This window comes from Burkholderia sp. 3C (assembly GCF_054589155.1).
In genome coordinates this window covers 1-19503 of sequence record NZ_BAAILN010000093.1, presented here as the reverse complement: position 1 = coordinate 19503, position 19503 = coordinate 1, and the positions used below count along the sequence as shown (strand labels likewise).

Below are 19503 nucleotides of genomic sequence, written 5' to 3'. Positions count from 1 at the left end.
GACACCGTCGGCGCGCGGCTGTTCGATCGCAACAGCCGCAGCGTCGCGCTGACGCAAACCGGGCGCGAGCTGCTGCCGCTGCTGCAGCGCTCGCTCGACGACATGGAGCGGGTGCTGCGCGACGCCCGCGCGCTGGGCGACGGCACGGCCGGCACGGTGCGCCTCGCCTGCCTGCCGACGTTCGCCGCGAGCGCGTTGCCGGAACTGATCCGCGCGTTTCGCGAGCAGGTGCCGCGCGCGCGCTTCGAGATCCGCGACGGCGTGGCGAGCGCCGTGGAGGCGCTGGTGCGCAACGAGGAGGCCGATCTCGGCCTGACCGGCGGCGAGGCGCTCGACCCCGCGCTCGAAGTGCTGCACACGGGCGCGGACCGGCTGGTGGCGGTATGCCCGCGCAATCATCCGCTGGCGAGGCGCCGCAGCGTGACGGCCGCCGAGGTGGCGGCCGCGCCGCTGGTGCTGACGGCGCGCGGCACCAGCGTGCGCGCGGTGGTGGACGCCGCGCTGGCCGGCGCCGGCCTCGCGCCCGAGATCGCCTGCGAGCCGACCTATATGATGACGGCGGTGGCGATGGTGCGCGGCGGGCTGGGCCTGACGATCCTGCCGGCCTCGGCGCGCGAGGTGCTGGCCGAGCCGGAGCTGGTGGCGCGGCCGATCGACGATCCGGCGTTCGTGCGGCCCGTGGCGCTGATCAAGCGGCGTGGCCGGACCTTGCCGGCCGTGGTCGAGACGTTCGCCGAGCGCGTGATCGCGCGCGGGCTGTCGTGAGCTTCGCGGGCGCGCACCAAGTTGACTAGTTAACTTGGTGGTGCGAAGCATCGATTCCCCGGCAAGTCGCAATCATGCACCGCGATCGCGCATCCTGATTCGTCTGAAACCTATATGGAATAAAGCGTTCAGGGTATCCCCTAGGTCGCCGTTCGTTTTGGCGAAATTGCTTGCCAATGCGTTTTTGTTAACTCATTCTTGTCTATACAAGATCGCTCGTTAGCTTGGCTGGTAGTTCCAAACCTATGGGGAATGTCGACATGAAGAGTAAGCACAGCCGTCTCGTTTCGCTGTTGATCGGCGCGGTGTTCGGATCCGCGATGATGGCCGGCGCCGCGCAGGCGAAAGATTGGAAGACGGTCACAATCGCACTCGACGGCAGCTATGCGCCGTGGAACCTGACGCTGCCGGGCGGCAAGCTGGGCGGCTTCGAGCCCGAGCTGGTCGCGAAGCTGTGCGCGCACGCGCAGCTCAAGTGCAACCTGGTCACGCAGGATTGGGACGGCATGATTCCGGGCCTGCAGGCCGGGAAGTTCGATGTCCTGATGGATGCGATCTCGATCACGCCCGACCGCGAGAAGATCCTCGCGCTGTCGCAACCGTACGCGGCCACGCCGGCCACGTTCGCCACCTCCGATCCGAAGCTGCTGCCGAAGTCGGCGCCGAACACCGCCGCGCTGCGCCTCGACAACGACGCGCGCAGCAACGCGCCGGCCATCGAAGCGCTGCGCAAGGCACTGAAGGGCAAGACTATCGGCCTGCAATCGGGCACGATCTACACGGCCTTCGTCAACAACAACTTCAAGGATGTCGCCTCGGTGCGCGTCTACAAGAGCGCGCCCGAGCGTGACCTCGATCTGGCCAACGGCCGCATCGACGCCTCGTTCGACGACATCACCTACTACACGGCGAACGCCGACAAATCGCACGTCTCGCCGGCCGGCCCGGTGGTCGCCGGTCCGATCTGGGGCCCGGGCGAAGGCCTCGCGTTCCGCAAGACGGATACCGACCTGAAGGCCAAGTTCGACGCGGCGATCGCGGCGGCCAAGGCCGACGGCACGATCAAGAGCCTGTCGATGAAGTGGTTCAAGACGGACGTCACGCCCTGAGCGTTTCGCCGTGTCGCGGCGCCGTGTTGCCCACGGCGCCGTTTTCGTTGCATCGGTCGTTTGACCCGTTGTTTGACCCGTTACACCTGTAGCCGGATTTGCCTGGGGGCGTCATGTCAATCATCACCATGCTCGGTTTCGGATCGGAAGGCTGGGGCAGCGTGCTGCTGCTCGGCGCGCTGATGACGGTCGTGCTGACCATCTCCGCGCTGCTGATCGGCTCCGTGTTCGGCGGCCTGATCGCGGCCGCCAAGCTGTCGCGCTTTCGCACTCTGCGCGTGCTCGGCGACTGCTACACCACGGTGTTTCGTGGCGTGCCCGAGCTGCTCGTGATCTACCTGTTCTATTTCGGCGGCTCGACGCTGGTCACCACCATCGGCCAGTGGTTCGGCGCCGACGGCTTCGTCGGCGTGCCGCCGTTCCTGATCGGCGCGGTGGCGGTCGGCATGATCTCGGGCGCCTATCAGGCCGAGGTTTACCGCGCGGCCGTGCTGGCCGTCTCGCGCGGCGAACTGGAAGCCGCGCGCGCGATCGGCATGCCGCGCCTGACCGCCGCGCGCCGCATCCTGATCCCGCAGGTGCTGCGCTTCGCGTTGCCGGGCCTCGGCAACGTCTGGCAGTTGAGCCTCAAGGATTCCGCACTGATTTCCGTCACCGGCCTGGCCGAGCTGCTGCGCGCCACTCAGGTGGCGGCGGGCTCGACGCACGACTACTTCCTGTTCTTCGTGGCGGGCGGCGTGCTGTATCTGGCGATGACGGGCGTGTCGAACCGCATCTTCGGCAAGGCCGAGGCGCGTGTCGGCCGCTCGTTCAAGCGCAACTTCGCACGCAACTGACGCGGGGCTTTCCATCATGCATATCGATTTCCCGTTCCTGCTCGACACGATGCGGCAACTGATCGCCGCCGTGCCGACCACGCTGGGCCTGTTCTTCCTGTCGCTGGTGCTGGGCGGGCTGCTGTCGCTGGTGATCGTCACGATGCGCGTGTCGCCGCATTGGCTGCCGAACCGCTTCGCGCGCGGCTATATCCTGGTGTTTCGCGGCTCGCCGCTGCTGATCCAGATGTTCCTCGTCTACTACGGGCTCGGCGAATTCGGCGTGATCCGCGAGAGCTTTCTGTGGCCGGTGCTGCGCGAGCCGTACGTGTGTGCGGTGCTGTCGCTGGCGCTGTGCACGGCCGGTTATACGGCCGAAATCATCCGCGGCGGCCTGATGGCCGTGCCGGTCGGCCAGATCGAGGCCGGCTATGCAATCGGCCTGTCGGGTTTCTCGCTGCTGCGCCGGATCATCGGCCCGATCGCGCTGCGCCAGTGCCTGCCCGCGTATTCCACCGAAGCCGTGCTGCTCGTCAAATCGACGGCGCTGGCGAGCCTCGTGACTGTCTGGGAAGTGACGGGCGTGGCGCAGCAAATCATTCAGCAGACCTATCGCACTACTGAAGTGTTTGTCTGTGCGGCGCTGATCTACCTGTTCCTGAATTTCGTCGTGGTGCGCGTGCTCGGCCTGCTCGAAACGCGGCTGTCGCGCCACCTGCGCGCCGCGCCCGCCGTGGCGCCGCGCGCCGCCGCCTCGCTCGAAACCCGCGCCGCGCCGTGACCGGCAGCCTCACTCTGGAGAACCGCATGCAATCCGCCAACCCTGTCGCGCTGTCCGCCCGCAACATCCACAAATCGTTCGGCGCGCATCACGTGCTCAAGGGCATCTCGCTCGACGCGCACGAAGGCGACGTGATCTCGATCCTCGGCGCGAGCGGCTCGGGCAAGAGCACGTTCCTGCGCTGCCTGAACCTGCTCGAGATTCCCGACGACGGCTCGGTCACGCTGGCCGGCGAGGAACTGAAGATGAAGCGCCGCCGCGACGGCACGCTGCAGCCGGGCGACCCGCGCCAGGTGGATCGCGTGCGCTCGCAGCTCGGCATGGTGTTCCAGAACTTCAACCTGTGGTCGCACATGACGGTGCTCGAAAACGTCATCGAAGGGCCGATGCGCGTGCTCAAGCGCAGCCGCGCCGAAGCGGTGGAGGAGGCCGAGGCGCTGCTGGCCAAGGTCGGGCTGGGCGAACGGCGCGGCCACTATCCGGCGCACTTGTCGGGCGGGCAGCAGCAGCGCGTGGCGATCGCCCGCGCGCTGGCCATGCATCCGAAGGTCATGCTGTTCGACGAGCCCACCTCCGCGCTCGATCCCGAACTGGTGGGCGAAGTGCTGCGCGTGATGCGCGCGCTGGCCGACGAGGGCCGCACGATGCTGGTCGTCACGCATGAAATGGGCTTCGCGCGCCATGTGTCGAACCGCGTGATGTTCCTGCATCAAGGTCAGGTGGATTCGGACGGCACGCCCGACGAGGTGTTCGGCGAACACAAATCCGAGCACTTCCGCCGTTTCGTGTCCGGTCACGAAGACCGCAACACGAACAACTGAGCCCCTTGTTTCAACCGGTTAACCGTTCAACCGTTTCCAACGCACGATCCGCAGGCACGCACGATCATGGCCATTCTCCGTACCGACCGCCCGCTCGACTGGCACGACATCGCCGCCGTCGCGGCCGGCGAACCGCTGCATCTTTCCGAAGCCGCGCGTGAGCGCATCATGGCCGCTCGCCAACTGGTCGAGCAGATCGTCGTGCGCGGCATCCGCGCCTACGGCGTGAACACGGGCGTGGGCGCGTTGTGCGACGTGGTGGTGTCGCCGGCCGATCAGCACGATCTGTCGCACAACATCCTGATGAGTCACGCGGTCGGCGTGGGCGCGCCGCTCGGGCGCGAGGAAACGCGCGCGATCATGGCCGCCGCGATCAACAACTTCGCGCACGGGCATTCGGGCGTGCGGCTCGAAGTGGTCGAGCGGCTCGTGGCCTTGCTCGATGCCGATTGCCTGCCCGAAGTGCCGGCCAACGGCTCGGTCGGCTACCTGAGCCACATGGCGCATATCGCACTCGTGTGCGTCGGCGCGGGCCACGCGCACTGGCACGGCGAACGGCTGACGGGCGCGGACGCCTTGCAGCGGCTCGGTTTCGCGCCGCTGTCGCTCGAAGCGAAGGAAGGCCTGAGCCTCGTCAACGGCACGCCGTGCGTGACCGGGCTGGCCGCGCTCGCGCTGCAACGCGCCGGGCGGCTGCTCGACTGGGCCGATGCGGTCTCGGCCATGAGCTTCGAAAACCTCGGTGGCCAGATGGCCGCGTTCGATGCCGATTCGCTCGCGTTTCGCGTGTCGCCGGGGCTCGCACGGGTGGGCCAGCGCATGCGCGCGGCGCTGGAAGGCAGCGGCCTGCTGGCCGCCGCGCTCGGCCGGCGCACGCAGGACCCACTCAGCCTGCGCACCATTCCGCATGTGCACGGCGCGGCGCGCGACGTGCTGGCGGCCACCGGCGAGGTGGTCGATCGCGAGCTGGCGTCCACCACCGACAACCCGATCGTGACGGGCACGCCCGATGCCCCGCGCGTCTATTCGCAGGCGCATGCGGTGGGCGCGTCGATCGCGCTGGCGATGGACAGCCTGGCCGTGGCCGTCGCGCAGGTGGCGGCGATGGCCGAGCGGCGCATCGATCGGCTCGTCAATCCGCTCGTCAGCGGGTTGCCGGCGTTCCTCGCACATGCGAGCGGCACGCGTTCGGGTTTCATGATCGCTCAGTACACCGCAGCATCGCTGGTGGCGCACAATCGCCGCGAAGCCGCGCCGGCCAGCCTGGACGGCGGCGTGACATCGGGCCTGCAGGAAGATCACCTGTGTCATGCCACGCCGGCCGCGCTCAAAGCGCTGCTGGTGATCGAAAATAGCTGCCGGATACTTGGGATAGAATTGCTCGCGGCCGCGCAGGCCTACGACCTGCAGCCGGTCGAAGCGCCGCGTGCCGTGTACACGGACGCGCTCTACACACGGATTCGCCACGACGTGGCGACCTATCGCGACGATCGGCCATTGGCCGACGACATCACGCTGGCCTTCGGGCTGATCGCGCATGACGCGCCGCCGCCGCTGCCCGATCCCGTGAAGGTGCGGCCGGTGGACGGCACCCTGATGCACGACGCGGCGCCCTCGGTGGCGGGCGGCCCGGTGGCCTCGGCCAACGACGTGCTGCCGGCCGCGGTCGGCGGCTGATGAGCGTGGCAAGCCGTGTAATAAGCAGCGTAATGAGCCGCGCGGGGCAGGGCTGGCCGATGGCCCTTCACGAAAGAAGTCGAGAATAACGATGACAACCAACGCAGTGGACGATGCAGCGCCGCCCCAGGCCGCGCGCAAGCTGGCACCCGCCTACGAGCAGATCAAGCGCTACGTGATCGGCCATATCGAGAACGGCACCTGGAAGCCGGGCGACATGATTCCGTCCGAAACCGAACTGGTGAAGGAGTTCGGCGTGGCGCGCATGACCGTGTCGCGCGCGCTGCGCGAGTTGACGGCCGACCGCGTGCTCAAGCGCGTGCAGGGCTCGGGCACTTTCGTCGCGCCGCGCGACATCGAATCGACCGTGCTCGACATCCGCAACATCGCCGATGAAATCGTCTCGCGTGGGCATCGGCACACGGCCAGGGTGCTCGCGCTCGAAATCAGCCAGGACCCGGAAGCATTGGCCGCCCTCAACCTGGTCAAGGGGCCGGTGTTTCATTCGCTGATCGTGCACTGCGAGGAAGGCGAGCCGATCCAGTACGAGGATCGCTTCGTCAATCCGCAAGTGTTTCCGCATTATCTGGAGCAGGACTTCACGGCCGAGACGCCGAACCACTACATGGTGCAGCTCGCGCCGATCCAGCGCGCCGATTTCCGCATCTACGCGCAGAAGCCCGACGCGCCGGTGCGCCGCCATCTCGCGATGGAGATCGGCGAGCCGTGCCTGATGATGTGGCGGCGCACGTGGGTGGGCGAATCCGTCGCCACCTCGGTGCAGCTCTGGCATCCCGCCTCGCGGTTTCATCTGGCCGGAAGCGTCTGAGCGCCGGGGTCTGATCGCGCGCGCCCGTTCGTGGCGCGCCTTGGCTTTTCTTCTCTGCTTGACTAGACAGGATCGCTCCGTGGTGCCGGGTGCGACGATGTCGTTCGTTTTCATTTCATGTCGTTTTTAAAGGACCCGATGCCGTATCGGGATAAACACCGAGTGGCGGCCGAACCCGTCGTTTTTTATTGAAAACGAGTTGTCTAGACAACATGAGGCGGATAGACTCAGGCCATTCCTTCTTTCCTTCCTGGGGCCGTCATGAACCATCCGAAGCATATCGATCCGCGTCTCGATCCGACCCGCGTGATTCGCGCGCCGCGCGGCAGCGAGAAGACTTGCAAGACCTGGCTGGCCGAGGCGGCCTATCGCATGTTGCAGAACAATCTCGATCCCGAAGTGGCCGAGCATCCGCATGCGCTGGTGGTGTATGGCGGCATCGGTCGCGCCGCGCGCAACTGGGATTGCTTCGACCAGATCCTGGCCTCGCTCAAGGATCTGGAGGACAACGAAACGCTGCTGATCCAATCGGGCAAGCCGGTGGGCGTGTTCCGCACCCACGCCGACGCGCCGCGCGTGCTGCTCGCCAATTCGAACCTCGTGCCGCACTGGGCCACCTGGGATCACTTCAACGAACTCGATCGCAAGGGCCTGATGATGTACGGCCAGATGACGGCCGGAAGCTGGATCTACATCGGCAGCCAGGGCATCGTTCAGGGCACCTACGAAACCTTCTTTTCGGTGGCGAACCAGCATTTCAACGGCGATCCGTCGGGCCGCTGGATTCTGACGGGCGGCCTCGGCGGCATGGGCGGCGCGCAGCCGCTGGCGGCCACCATGGCCGGCTTCTCGATGCTGGCCGTGGAATGCGACGAGTCGCGCATCGATTTCCGCCTGAAGACGCGCTACGTCGACAAGAAGGCCACCACGCTCGACGAAGCGCTGGCCATGCTCGACGAGGCCAAGCGCGCCGGCAAGCCGGTGTCGATCGGCCTGCTCGGCAACGCGGCCGACGTGTTCGCCGAAGTGGTGGAGCGCGGCATCGTGCCCGATTGCGTGACCGACCAGACCAGCGCGCACGATCCGATCAACGGCTACCTGCCGCAAGGCTGGGGCGTCGAGCAATGGCGCGAGGCGCAGAAGGTCGATCCGCAAAGCATCGTGCTGCCGGCCAAGCAATCGATGGCCAAGCAGGTGCAGGCGATGCTGACCTTGCAGGCGCGCGGCGCGGCCACGCTCGATTACGGCAACAACATCCGCCAGATGGCGCTCGACATGGGCGTGAAGGACGCGTTCGACTTCCCGGGCTTCGTGCCGGCCTATATCCGCCCGCTGTTCTGCGAAGGCAAGGGGCCGTTCCGCTGGGTCGCGCTGTCGGGCGATCCCGAGGATATCTACAAGACGGACGCGAAGGTCAAGGAACTGATCCCCGACGATCCGCATCTGCACAACTGGCTCGACATGGCGCGTGAGCGCATCGCGTTCCAGGGCCTGCCGGCGCGGATCTGCTGGGTGGGCGTGAAGGATCGCTATCGTCTCGGCCAGGCGTTCAACGAGATGGTGAAGAACGGCGAGCTGAAGGCGCCGATCGTGATCGGCCGCGATCACCTCGATACCGGCTCGGTGGCCAGCCCGAACCGCGAAACCGAAGCGATGAAGGACGGCTCGGATGCGGTCAGCGATTGGCCGCTGCTGAACGCGCTGCTCAACACGGCGGGCGGTGCGTCGTGGGTGTCGCTGCATCACGGCGGCGGCGTGGGCATGGGCTTCTCGCAGCATTCGGGCGTGGTGATCGTGGCCGACGGCACCGATGCCGCGCACGAGCGCCTCGGCCGCGTGCTGTTCAACGATCCGGCCACGGGCGTGATGCGGCATGCCGACGCCGGCTACGAACTCGCGCGCGACACGGCGCGCGAGGCCGGCTTGAAGCTGCCGATGCTGGGCCGATAACGTGCCATAAGCAAAACGCCGAGTTCATAAAAAACGCGACGCCCACTTCGGCGTCGCGTTTTTCCTTTACACCACCATCCCGCTCATCAAGCCGGGTCGGCGTACTTCAGCGTCCAACTCAACGTGCGGCTCTGCCCCGAGCCGAGCGTGAACGGCTGCGTCGTGCAGGCGAACTTCGAGTGCAACTGCCCGATCGGCGTGGTCGACAGCGGATTGGTCGCGTTGTTCGCCGTGCTGAAGTCGGACAGCGCGCAGCTCGAGAAGCCCGTGGTTGCATAACCGGTGGCCGCGCCGTTGCCGTAATTGACCGATACGCCGTCCGCGTTCGCCGTGGTGCTCGCCAGATCGTTGAACGCCGTGTAATCGGTTTCCACCGCCAGGTTGCCGGTCAGCGTGGCCGAACCGAGCGTGTCGGTGCGCGAGATCGAGCCGTGCGCGAACGTGAGCACCGTATGCGTCTGCAAATCCAGGTCGGTCGACGCGGCGGCGTTCTTCGACGCCACGCGGAACTTCGTCGTGTCGAAGCTCACGACCACCTGGCCGTTGCTCTCCTGCACGTTGAGGTTCTGGTAGTACGTGACCGGCTGGTAGGTCTTGCCGTTGTAGCTGACCTGCGGGATCAGCAGCGCGTAGGCCAGATCGGTGGTGCCGTAGATCAGCTTGTCGGAGAACGGCACCGGGTAGTACGGCGTGAACGAGTTGTAGTCGGGCGCCTGGCTCAGGTTCAGGTTGATCACGCGCTTGCCGTCGCGCACCGTCACGAGCGCCGCGCTGTACGGGTGCGCGGTATCGGTCGGCTGGTTGTACCAGGTCAGCTTGACGTGCGGCTGGGTGCTGTCGAGCCAGGACTGGAACTGCGTGTCGGTCAGCGGCGCGGCCGCGCCGAAGCCGAGCTTGTTCCACCACGCGTTCACATACAGATACTGGTGCAGCAGGCTGAAGTTCTCGCCCATCGCGCGCGGCTTGCCGCGATAGGTATCGGTGCCGCGCCCCTTGACCCACATGTTGACCGACGGCGTGGGCAGCGTCGGGTCGTACCAGTAGTTCTCGAAACGCAGCGCGGCGCGGTAGATATACGCGTAGGCGGCCTGCTTCTCGGCATCGGTCAGCACGCCGGCATTGGCCGCCGCCGTCAGCACCTCCATGAACGCCGAATCGCCGTACGGGCCGATCGAGCGGCCGTAGTTGAAGCCTTCGCCGTCGGTATTGAGCTGCGGCAGGATCAGGTCCACCGACTTGCGCAAGTAGCCCTTCAACTCGGGCGTCAGGTTCGCCTCGTTGCCCATCTCGAACGTGCGCTCCGTCACCTCGCCGATCAGCAGCGTGCTGTAGCGGTCGAAGCGCGCCTGATCGTAGTAGGTCTTGCTGGTGTTCGACGCCTCGTCGGAAAATCCGCCCGACGAATCGTTGCGGATATGGTTGGTCAGCGTGTAAAGCAGGGCGTCGCGCGCGTTCATGGCGGCCACGCTCGCATCCGTCTTCGAAGAAAAGCTCGGACTGCTCCAGCCGAGCTTCTGACGCAGGCCGGCGATGCCGTACGACACCGCGTAGTAGTTCTGAGCAGTATTGAGCGAGGCGATGTCGATCGGCGTGCCGCTGGCCGGGCAGGTGTTGGTCTTGCCGCTGGCGTCGGCGCCGAACATGTCGCAGAACATCAGGCGCTGCTGGAGCGTGGCCTGCATCGTGCTGCTGAACACCTCGTCTAGCATGCCGTGCGCCTGGAAGTTGTTCAGCGCGACCAGGTAGTAGTACTCGCCCCAGGACGTGTTCGCATACAGATAGTTGCTGCCGTTCATGGCCATCATGGCCGTGGTCACCTTCTGGTAGGCGGCCAGGTAATCGGCGTACTGCGGATCGTTCTTCGACTTCATGTCGATCAAAATCCACGACAGGCCGAGCGCGAGCTTGCCGGGCAGGAATTTGTCGCCGGTGTTGGTGTCGAGCACGTGCACGGGGCTGCCGTCGCCGAGGTCCATCACCACCTGCGTGAAATCGGGCGCGGCCTTGATCCGGTCGAACAGCGCACGCATCTGGCCCATCATCGTGATCGGCACGTTCGCGCCGCTCGGCACCGAGGTGGTGGCCGTGCCGTACACGATGCCCTGCAGCGAGGTGGCCAGCGTGGACACGTTGCCCTGGCCGGTCGAACCGCCTGAGCCCGATGCGGGTGGGGTGCTGGTTTCGCCGCCGCAGGCGGCAAGGGCGAGCAGGGCAACGGCGGTGCTGACGGCGAGTGCGGATCGCGTCCGTGTTATCGAAAGCATGGTATCTCCATCGTTTTAATGTTGTGGTGTACGAAACAATTGCGCGGCGAGCGTCAATCCATGTGCGACCTCCTCGTGATGCCGGCAGCGCGTGCTGCCCGATGCGGCCCGATGCGGGACGAACGGTTCCCCGCGACGGCGTTTCGGAAACGGTCGCGGCCAGGCAGCAGCAATCGACGGCCGGTCGGAAACCGGTCGTGCCAGCGTGCAGGGTTTTAAATCATCAGTTATCGGACAACATGGAAAGGCATCGGCCGACGCGCGCGTTGTGGGCGGCATCGCGATCCATCTCCCCCTCGATTGCGGATTCGCAAGATTCTGATACGTCGTCAAACGCCGGCCGTTTCGCCACAGCGGTCGTATGGCGGGGCGGGCTGTCGTCCGTTCGGGCACGGTGACGGACGACTGACTGCAGGCTTACCAATTTGTTGTCGGATATCCTATCTCGTAGAACGCAGGATGCCTGTCGGGGATAACCAGACGTCGTCATCATTGCTGGGCGGGGCGGTGCCGACGAGGTTCGCCGGGGCGGATGGCGCGAGAGCGAGGAGGTCGGATGACGGAACGCCGCCATTGGCCACGCGGTGCGGCGCCACGCGTCATCATGAAAAAGCCCCTCGCCGGCACGCATGCCGACGAGGGGCCAACGCATTGCGAACGGATCGCGGCCGCGAGGCCGCCAGCGCTTATTCGCTACGCTTGCGCGCCACGAACTTGCCGTTGTAGCGCAGCACCGGACGCGTCTGGCGCACCACCGATTCGCCCACCGCCAACTGCCGCAGGGCGACCGCGGCCGGCGGCGTGATCGAGCTGAGCGCAGCGGTGCGCGAGGCCGGCGCGAGCTGCTTCGAGACCAGCAGGTTCGCGTCGTTGCGCAGGTTGGTCAGCAGCACCGGGTCGGTGGTTTTCGACAGTTGCGGCAGCAACGCGCTCCAGGCCGAATCGCTGTAGTTCGTCACGTAGTAGTCGAAGCCGCTCGGGTTCGCGAGCACGGCCGAACAGCCGTCGAGCCGCACCTGCGCCTGCGTGTCCTTCAGCGCGAGCGTGGTGCGCTTGATCAGGCCGTCGCCATAGGCCAGCGTGACCGGCACCGTCCACTGCGTGCCCGGATACGCATTGGTGTTCGGGAACGGCGCCTGTTTGATCGTCACGACGTTCTGGTTCTTGGTCAGATCGCATTGCGCGTCGAGCGTGAGCAGCGGCACGCCGGTCTGGCGCACGAAGCTGTCGCCGATCGGGCCGACCTTCTGGCCGCTGGCGTTCGACAGCGCATCCCACAGCCGCTGCGGCGTGCCGTTGCCGAACGAATAGTCGGCCAGATACTGTTGCAGGCCCTTGCGCATCACGTCGTCGCCGAGATAGCCCTCCAGCATCTTCAGCACGTGGCCGCCCTTGTTGTAGACGAACGCGCCCGCGTTCACCACGAAGTCGTTCGAGCCGAACGCGTTGAAGTTCGGCTGCACCGGGAACGCATTCGGGCCGATGTCGGCGCGGATCACGGCCGCCTTGTCGCCCACGTCCTGCACCCAACTGAAGCGGTCGGGGTGGAACTGGATCGAGGTGCGGGTTTCGAAGTACGTGGCGAACGATTCGTTCAGCCAAACGTCATCCCACCAGTCGAGCGTGACCAGGTCGCCGAACCATTGATGCGAGGCCTCGTGCGTGAGCACTTCCATGCCGTACTTCGACATCGTCGTGCCGGGCTTCGGCAGGATGTCGTCGGCGAATTCGAGGATGGCCCCCCAGTTCTCCATGCCGCCGAAGTTCAGGTCCTTCTGCGCCTTGAACTTGTCGTTGGCCGCCACCGTGTCGAACTTGGTCAGCGGCAGCGGGATGCCGGTATAGCGGTAGTAGTAGTCGAGCGCCTGCTTGGTTTCCTGCATCGCCGGCTTGGCCCATTCGCTCATGCCCGGCGGCGTGAAGATCCGCAGGTGCATGCCCCGGCCGTCGGGCAGCGGGCTCGTGAAGTCGTCTTCCAGCACGTCGAAGCGCCCGCCGCCGAAGAACACCAGGTAGGACGGCATCGGCGGCGTCTTGTCGAACGACACCAGCTTGTAGCCGCCGCCCACGTTCGACGCCGGCTTCTCGGCCGCGTTCGACACCACGCGCCATTCCTGCGGCACCTCGGCCGACACCTCGTAGGTCGGGCGGAACGCCGGCTCGTCCCAGCCCGGGAACCACTGCCGCGACAGATCCGATTCGCCCTGCGTGAGCACCGCGCCGCTGCTGGTGCCGTCGGTGCCCACCAGATCGACGCGGAACATGCCCTCGGCGGCCGAGCAGCCCGGGTACGGATCGTTGTCGCAACTGCCCACCGTGCCCTTGGTCGGATCGCCGTGCGTATCGAAATTGATGATGCCCTGCCATTCCATGTGCAACGAATAGCTGCCGCGCGCGATCGTGCCGCTGGCCGGGCGCAGTTGCACGTAATCGCCCTGGCCCTGCGGCGTGGCGATCAATTGGATGTTGCCCGGCTGCAGCGTGATGCGGCCGTTGGTGAACTGCAGCCGGTGCGCGGCCACCACGATCGCGTCCACCGGCTTCAGCACGTTGATCTCGACGTCGGCGCGGCCCTGGAACTGGTCGAGCGCCGCGCTCGGGCGGAACCACAGCCGGTAATTGACCGGCACCACCGTGTCGGGCATTTCGACGGGGGCGGTGCTGCGGTTCGCGGCTGGTGCGACGGGCGCGGTGGTATTGGCCGTCTGGTTGCCGACGGCGCCGAACGAGACGGCCGAACCGGAGCCGCCGTCGTCGCCGCCGCAGGCGGCCAGGGCGAGCGCGGCCACGAGCGGCAGCAGGCGGAAATGACGAAAATGGCGAAGCGTGATTTCCATACCGATTCCTTTGAAAGTGGAATGAACGGTGAATGGCTGGTTGAAATGCCGCGGGCAATAACATGCCGTCGCCGGTATTTCGCAGCGAAATGAAATGGCATCGAGGTTTGAATGAAACGCGGGGAAGCGCCGGCTAAAGCGCTGGCGCTTTTAAGTAAAGTTCTGCATGTCTGAAGGCCCTGTTGTTTATCAAGCGAGCAGCAACGATCCGCGCTCTATGGCGCCGATTCGTACGCGGGTAAGCATGGCGTGGCCATGCGTTTTCACGCGGCAATGGACGCGCCGCGCGATCTTTTCTGCCAATGACGAATTGATCCGGAGGCCTGACGGTTTGATCCGGACGGTTCAAATGGAAGGCTTGCCGACAATCTCTGAACAACTGCCTGACAATCCAATCCGAGGCTGAATATACAGCGTAATTTTTTGTAATGGTTAAAAAAGTTTGGTGAAATAATTCAGGATGAATTTATTGCCGAATGAGATGCGAAGCATGAAAAAACTGCTGATTCCGGATTGAATCGGCGGCGTCCTCGGACGAATCCGGGTTAGCCCGAATGGTCAGGCCTGCCGGCCTCGTCGATCTTCACTGGATTGGTTGGACCTTTGGTCCGATGGGCGGCCACGGCTCGGCCACCCCTGGATTCACGACATCACCCATAAGGAACGCGATCGATGCCCTTGCGTCTTGACGCCCATCAGCATTACTGGCGAATCGCCGCGCGCGAAGGCGAGTGGCCGCCGCCGAGCCTCGCACCGATTCATCGCGATTTCGGGCCGGCCGATCTCGCGCCGCACTTACATGAAAGGCAGATGGACGGCACCGTGCTCGTGCAGTCGCTGCCGACGCTCGACGACACGCGCGAACTGCTCGCGCTCGCCGACGCCACGCCAAGCGTAAAGGCCGTGGTCGGCTGGGTCGACATGAAAGCGCCCGACGCGCCCGCGCATATCGCCACGTTCGCCGCCGAACCGAAATTTCGCGGCCTGCGCCCGATGCTGCAAGCGCTCGACGACCGCTGGATCGACGACGACGCGCTCGCGCCTGCAGTCGCGGCGATGCTCGCGCACGACCTGCGTTTCGACGCGCTCGTCACGCCCGCGCAACTCGATGCGCTGCATGTGTTCGCGAGCCGCCATCGCGCGCTGCCGATCGTGATCGATCACGCGGCCAAGCCGCCGATCGCACGCGGCGAACTCGCGCCGTGGCACGACGCGATGGCGCGGCTCGCGCAATTGCCGAACGTGTTCTGCAAGCTCTCGGGCCTCTGGACCGAGGCCGATGCACACACCAGCGCGCAACAGATCGGCGCGTTCATCGATGCGGCCGCCTCGCTGTTCGGCCCCGAGCGCCTGATGTGGGGCAGCGACTGGCCGGTGCTGCGGCTCGCGTCGGCGCATGGCGGCTACGCCGATTGGTTCGACACCTGCCACCGCCATTGCACACGCCTGTTCGGCGAGGACGCGACCGCGCTCGACGCGATCTTCGGCGGCACCGCGCAACGCTTTTACCGCATCGGCTGAAGCCCCGGCGGCGCAGGCCGCCGAGGGAAAACCCGCAGCGCGGATGGCGTGACGCGGCCCGGCAACCGACGTATGATGACCATCAAATTGGTTGGACCATTAAACCAATAAGCGCGATGCCGGCACGCCGGCCGCGCCGTTCGCCCTCTCGAAACCCGGCAGTACGCAACACGAAACAAGACAACCGACCATGACGATCATTCGCTCGATGCGCGTCCTCGACGTGCGTTTCCCGACCTCGCAACGGCTCGATGGCTCCGATGCGATGAACCCCGATCCCGATTACTCGGCCGCCTACGTGATCCTCGAAACCGATCGCCCGGGCCTCGAGGGCCACGGCCTGACGTTTACGATCGGGCGCGGCAACGAGATCTGCTGCGCGGCCATCGAAGCCATGCGCCACCTGGTGGTGGGCCTCGATCTCGACTGGATTCGCGAGGACATGGGCCGCTTCTGGCGGCACGTCACGTCCGACAGCCAACTGCGCTGGATCGGCCCGGACAAGGGCGCGATCCACCTCGCCACCGGCGCGGTGGTCAACGCCGCGTGGGACCTGTGGGCCAAGGCCGAGGGCAAGCCGCTGTGGCAGTTGGTGGCCGAGATGACGCCGGCGCAACTGGTGCGCTGCATCGATTTCCGCTACCTCGGCGATTGCCTGACCGAGCAGGACGCGCTGCAACTGCTGGAGCGCCAGGCGCCCGGCAAGGCCGAGCGGATCGAGACGCTGCGGCGCGAGGGCTACCCGTGCTACACGACCTCGGCCGGCTGGCTCGGCTACAGCGACGACAAGCTGCGCCGCCTGTGCCGCGAGGCGGTGGAGGCCGGCTTCGATCACGTCAAGCTCAAGGTGGGCGCGAACCTGGAGGACGACATCCGCCGCGTGACGATCGCGCGCGAGGTGATCGGCCCGGATCGCAAGCTGATGATCGACGCCAACCAGGTGTGGGAAGTGGACGAGGCGATCGATTGGGTGCGCGAGCTGGCGTTCGCCAAGCCGTGGTTCATCGAGGAGCCGACCAGCCCGGACGACGTGGAAGGCCATCGCAAGATCCGCGAGGCGATCGGCCCGGTGCAGGTGGCCACCGGCGAGATGTGCCAGAACCGCGTGCTGTTCAAGCAGTTCATCATGCGCGGCGCGATCGACGTGGTGCAGATCGACGCGTGCCGGCTCGGCGGCGTCAACGAAATCCTGGCCGTGATGCTGATGGCCGCCAAGTACGGCCTCCCGGTGTGCCCGCACGCGGGCGGGGTGGGGCTGTGCGAGTACGTGCAGCATCTGTCGATGATCGATTACGTGTGCATCGCCGGCACCCGCGAGGGGCGCGTGATCGAGTACGTCGATCACCTGCACGAGCATTTCGTCGATCCGTGCGTGATTCGCGACGCGGCCTACCTGCCGCCCGCCGCGCCGGGCTTCTCGATCACCATGAAGCCCGAATCGCTCGAACGCTACCGGTTCCGCGGCGCGCAGGCGCAGCCGGCCGACGCGCTGGCCTGAAGGAGATAACGACATGCATCTCGATCTCGATGGCAAGGTGGTGTTGATCACGGGTGGCGTGTCCGGCATCGGCGGCGCGATCACCGAGGCCGTGGCGGCCGAGGGCGCGATTCCGGTCGTGCTCGATCGCAACCCGCCCGACGAGGCGTTCGCCTCGCGGTTGCGCGATCGCCAGCCGCGCACGCGCTTTTTGCGCACCGACCTGCTCGACGACGCGCAATGCCGCGCGGCCGTCGACACGGCAATCGCCGAATTCGGCCGCATCGACGGCCTTGTCAACAACGCCGGCGCGAACGACGGCGTGGGCCTGGGCGCGGGCCGCGCGGCGTTCGTGGCCTCGCTCGAACGCAACCTGGTGCATTACTACGCGATGGCGCACTACTGCGAGCCGCACCTGAAGGCGAGCCGCGGCGCGATCGTCAACATCTCGTCGAAGACGGCGCTGACCGGGCAGGGCGGCACCAGCGGCTACTGCGCGGCCAAGGGCGCGGTGCTGTCGCTCACGCGCGAATGGGCCGCGTCGCTGGCCGCCGACGGCGTGCGCGTGAACGCCGTGGTGCCGGCCGAGGTGATGACGCCGCTCTACGAAACCTGGCTCGGCAGCTTCGACGATCCGGCCGCCAAGCTCGACGCGATCACGCAGCGCATCCCGTTCGGCAAGCGCATGACCATGCCCGCCGAGATCGCCTCGACCGCCGTGTTCCTGCTGTCGCCGCGCGCCTCGCACACCACCGGCCAGTGGCTGTTCGTCGACGGCGGCTACACGCACCTGGATCGCGCGCTCGGCTGAGGGCGGCCCCACACACAAGGAGACATGACGATGCGGCACTGCCTGGCGCTGGACCTGAAGGACGATCCCGAATCGATCGCGCGCTACGAGGCGCATCACGCGCGGATCTGGCCGGAGATCGCCGCGCACCTGCGCGGGCAGGGCGTGCGCGAGATGGAAATCTGGCGGATCGGCAACCGCCTGACGATGGTGATGGAAACGGACGACGCGGTGTTCGACGCTGCCCGCATGGCGGCGGCGAGCCTTGCCGACCCGAAGGTAGTGGAGTGGGAGACGCTGATGGGCACGTTCCAGCAGCCGACCCCGTGGACCCCGGCCGGAACCAAATGGACGCCGATGGCGCGCGTTTTCGATCTGGCCGGGCAATGACGACAGCCGGCGACGGCACCCCGTAACAGCACATCGAGACTGACACGGAAGGAGACAGGAATCATGCAACAGGCATCGGGAGCCGGCTTGGCGCCGGCCGGCACGGCCGAACGTTCGCGCGACTGGCGCACGGCGTTCATTTTGGTGACCAGCCTCTTTTTCATGTGGGGGCTGTCGTACGGTTTGCTCGACGTGCTGAACAAGCATTTTCAGGACGTGCTGCACGTCAGCAAGGCGCAGTCGGGCCTGTTGCAGGGCGCGTATTTCGGCGCGTATTTCGTGATGGCGATTCCGGCCGCGATGCTGATGGAGCGCTTCGGCTACAAGCGCGGCATCCTGCTGGGCCTGGCGCTCTACGCGATCGGCGCGCTGCTGTTCATTCCGGCCTCGTCGGTGGCGAGCTTCCCGTTCTTCCTGTTCGCGCTGTTCGTGATCGCCTCGGGCCTCGGCTGCCTGGAGACGGCCGCCAACCCGTACGTGACCGAGCTCGGCACGCCCGAGACGGCCGAGCGGCGGCTCAATCTTTCGCAGTCCTTCAATGGCCTCGGCAGCTTTCTCGGGCCGCTGATCGGCGGTGCGTTCTTCTTCCGCGCGTCGGCCGCGCCGCAGGTGGCCAGCGAAGGGCTGGGCTCGGTGCGGATCACCTACGTGGCGATCGCCGTGGTGGTGGTGTTGCTGGCGCTGCTGATCGCGCGCACCCCGATGCCCGACATCCGCCGCGCGGCCTCGCCGGCGCAGCGGGCGGCGGGCGCCTCGGTCTGGTCGCGGCCGCACTTCGTCGGCGGGATCGTCGCGCAGTTCTTCTACGTGGCCGCGCAGGTGGGCGTGGGCGCGTTCTTCATCAACTACGCGATCGTCCACTGGCCCGATCTCACGGCGCAGCGCGCCTCGTTCATGCTGTCGGTGGCGTTGCTGCTGTTCATGGCGGGGCGCTTCATCAGCACGGCCGTGATGGCGAAGGTGTCGCCCGCCGCGATGCTGACCGTCTATGCGCTCGCCAACGTGGTGCTGACGGCGGTGGTGCTGGCCGGCATTCCGGTGGTGTCGGTGCTGGCGCTGATCGGCGTGTTCTTCTTCATGTCGATCATGTTCCCGACCATCTTCGCGCTCGGCGTCAAGGATCTCGGGCCGCACACCAAGCGCGGCGCGTCGTATCAGGTGATGTCGATCGTCGGCGGCGCGATCATGCCCTACGCGATGGGCCGGGTGGCCGATACCTCGGGCGTGAGCATCGCCTACGCGCTGCCGCTGGTGTGCTTCGCGATCGTCGCGTGGTATGGCTGGCGCGGCAGCCGCGTGGTGGATGCCTGAGCGCGTGGGGCGGGGCGAGCGCGCATGGTCCGGCTGCGCGCGGGCCGCTGGCCCCGGCCCAATACACGGCGTCGCGCGCGCCCGGCGCCGCAGCGGCGGCGGCCCGGCGGCGCGGACGTATTAGAATCGGCATCTGGCTCGCGGTCGTTGCCTGAACGGCAACGGC

General features: G+C 66.4%; 15 protein-coding genes. 13 read left to right on the top strand and 2 right to left on the bottom strand.

Going from position 1 to position 19503, the window contains the following annotated elements; all coding sequences use genetic code 11:
* From ACYP33_RS18525 to hutU, 8 genes are all read left to right on the top strand, one after another.
* On the top strand, window positions 1-765 hold a 765-nt coding region (locus ACYP33_RS18525; RefSeq protein WP_459623216.1), incomplete at its 5' end, for a LysR substrate-binding domain-containing protein.
* A gap of 260 nt (window positions 766-1025) precedes the next feature.
* Window positions 1026-1874 (top strand): transporter substrate-binding domain-containing protein, encoded by an 849-nt coding sequence (locus ACYP33_RS18520; protein ID WP_414449465.1) that lies wholly within the window; start codon window positions 1026-1028, stop codon window positions 1872-1874.
* Between the two features lie 113 nt (window positions 1875-1987).
* Window positions 1988-2710, top strand: a complete 723-nt coding sequence (locus tag ACYP33_RS18515; RefSeq protein WP_414445109.1) for an ABC transporter permease — start codon at window positions 1988-1990, stop codon at window positions 2708-2710.
* A gap of 16 nt (window positions 2711-2726) precedes the next feature.
* A complete protein-coding gene (locus tag ACYP33_RS18510) occupies window positions 2727-3470 on the top strand; it encodes an ABC transporter permease (RefSeq protein WP_414445110.1) in 744 nt (247 codons plus the stop codon).
* Between the two features lie 26 nt (window positions 3471-3496).
* Entirely contained in the window at window positions 3497-4291 is a 795-nt protein-coding gene (locus tag ACYP33_RS18505) for an ABC transporter ATP-binding protein (RefSeq protein ID WP_414449463.1), read from the top strand.
* Window positions 4292-4357: 66 nt separating this feature from the next.
* Window positions 4358-5968 (top strand): HAL/PAL/TAL family ammonia-lyase, encoded by a 1611-nt coding sequence (locus tag ACYP33_RS18500; RefSeq protein WP_459623212.1) that lies wholly within the window; start codon window positions 4358-4360, stop codon window positions 5966-5968.
* Window positions 5969-6059: 91 nt separating this feature from the next.
* Complete coding sequence (hutC, locus tag ACYP33_RS18495; protein WP_459623211.1) at window positions 6060-6797, top strand: histidine utilization repressor; 738 nt, start codon at window positions 6060-6062, stop codon at window positions 6795-6797.
* Window positions 6798-7058: 261 nt separating this feature from the next.
* Window positions 7059-8747, top strand: coding sequence for a urocanate hydratase (gene hutU, locus ACYP33_RS18490; protein ID WP_459623209.1), 1689 nt, complete (start codon window positions 7059-7061; stop codon window positions 8745-8747).
* 86 nt (window positions 8748-8833) lie between these two features.
* On the opposite strand, the gene ACYP33_RS18485 is transcribed toward hutU, so the two are convergent.
* Window positions 8834-11011: a hypothetical protein gene (locus ACYP33_RS18485; RefSeq protein ID WP_459623207.1), complete on the bottom strand. Its 2178-nt coding sequence runs from the start codon at window positions 11009-11011 to the stop codon at window positions 8834-8836.
* A 686-nt stretch (window positions 11012-11697) separates the two neighbouring features.
* Window positions 11698-13848 carry a M1 family metallopeptidase gene (locus ACYP33_RS18480; protein ID WP_459623206.1) on the bottom strand — a complete coding sequence of 717 codons (2151 nt, stop codon included), beginning with the start codon at window positions 13846-13848 and terminating at the stop codon, window positions 11698-11700.
* Between the two features lie 672 nt (window positions 13849-14520).
* Between ACYP33_RS18480 and ACYP33_RS18475 the strand changes: the two genes are divergently transcribed.
* The 5 genes from ACYP33_RS18475 (at window position 14521) to fucP (ending at window position 19337) form a co-directional block, all read left to right on the top strand.
* Window positions 14521-15369 (top strand): amidohydrolase family protein, encoded by an 849-nt coding sequence (locus ACYP33_RS18475; protein WP_459623204.1) that lies wholly within the window; start codon window positions 14521-14523, stop codon window positions 15367-15369.
* A gap of 190 nt (window positions 15370-15559) precedes the next feature.
* A complete protein-coding gene (locus ACYP33_RS18470; protein WP_459623203.1) occupies window positions 15560-16867 on the top strand; it encodes an L-fuconate dehydratase in 1308 nt (435 codons plus the stop codon).
* 13 nt (window positions 16868-16880) lie between these two features.
* On the top strand, window positions 16881-17657 hold the full coding sequence (locus tag ACYP33_RS18465; protein WP_459623201.1) for an SDR family oxidoreductase: 777 nt from the start codon (window positions 16881-16883) through the stop codon (window positions 17655-17657).
* Window positions 17658-17687: 30 nt separating this feature from the next.
* Window positions 17688-18026 carry an L-rhamnose mutarotase gene (locus tag ACYP33_RS18460; RefSeq protein WP_414445120.1) on the top strand — a complete coding sequence of 113 codons (339 nt, stop codon included), beginning with the start codon at window positions 17688-17690 and terminating at the stop codon, window positions 18024-18026.
* 63 nt (window positions 18027-18089) lie between these two features.
* The gene (gene fucP, locus ACYP33_RS18455; RefSeq protein ID WP_459623199.1) at window positions 18090-19337 is read left to right on the top strand and encodes an L-fucose:H+ symporter permease; all 1248 of its coding nucleotides are present in this window, start codon (window positions 18090-18092) and stop codon (window positions 19335-19337) included.
* Window positions 19338-19503 lie beyond the last annotated feature (166 nt).

Excerpts from the sequence above, each read along its gene's own strand:
- ACYP33_RS18520 (WP_414449465.1), top strand. The coding sequence starts at position 1,026 with ATGAAGAGTAAGCACAGCCGTCTCGTTTCGCTGTTGATCGGCGCGGTG.
- ACYP33_RS18515 (WP_414445109.1), top strand. The coding sequence starts at position 1,988 with ATGTCAATCATCACCATGCTCGGTTTCGGATCGGAAGGCTGGGGCAGC.
- ACYP33_RS18510 (WP_414445110.1), top strand. The coding sequence starts at position 2,727 with ATGCATATCGATTTCCCGTTCCTGCTCGACACGATGCGGCAACTGATC.
- ACYP33_RS18505 (WP_414449463.1), top strand. The coding sequence starts at position 3,497 with ATGCAATCCGCCAACCCTGTCGCGCTGTCCGCCCGCAACATCCACAAA.
- ACYP33_RS18500 (WP_459623212.1), top strand. The coding sequence starts at position 4,358 with ATGGCCATTCTCCGTACCGACCGCCCGCTCGACTGGCACGACATCGCC.
- hutC (WP_459623211.1), top strand. The coding sequence starts at position 6,060 with ATGACAACCAACGCAGTGGACGATGCAGCGCCGCCCCAGGCCGCGCGC.
- hutU (WP_459623209.1), top strand. The coding sequence starts at position 7,059 with ATGAACCATCCGAAGCATATCGATCCGCGTCTCGATCCGACCCGCGTG.
- ACYP33_RS18485 (WP_459623207.1), bottom strand. The coding sequence starts at position 11,011 with ATGCTTTCGATAACACGGACGCGATCCGCACTCGCCGTCAGCACCGCC.
- ACYP33_RS18480 (WP_459623206.1), bottom strand. The coding sequence starts at position 13,848 with ATGGAAATCACGCTTCGCCATTTTCGTCATTTCCGCCTGCTGCCGCTC.
- ACYP33_RS18475 (WP_459623204.1), top strand. The coding sequence starts at position 14,521 with ATGCCCTTGCGTCTTGACGCCCATCAGCATTACTGGCGAATCGCCGCG.
- ACYP33_RS18470 (WP_459623203.1), top strand. The coding sequence starts at position 15,560 with ATGACGATCATTCGCTCGATGCGCGTCCTCGACGTGCGTTTCCCGACC.
- ACYP33_RS18465 (WP_459623201.1), top strand. The coding sequence starts at position 16,881 with ATGCATCTCGATCTCGATGGCAAGGTGGTGTTGATCACGGGTGGCGTG.
- ACYP33_RS18460 (WP_414445120.1), top strand. The coding sequence starts at position 17,688 with ATGCGGCACTGCCTGGCGCTGGACCTGAAGGACGATCCCGAATCGATC.
- fucP (WP_459623199.1), top strand. The coding sequence starts at position 18,090 with ATGCAACAGGCATCGGGAGCCGGCTTGGCGCCGGCCGGCACGGCCGAA.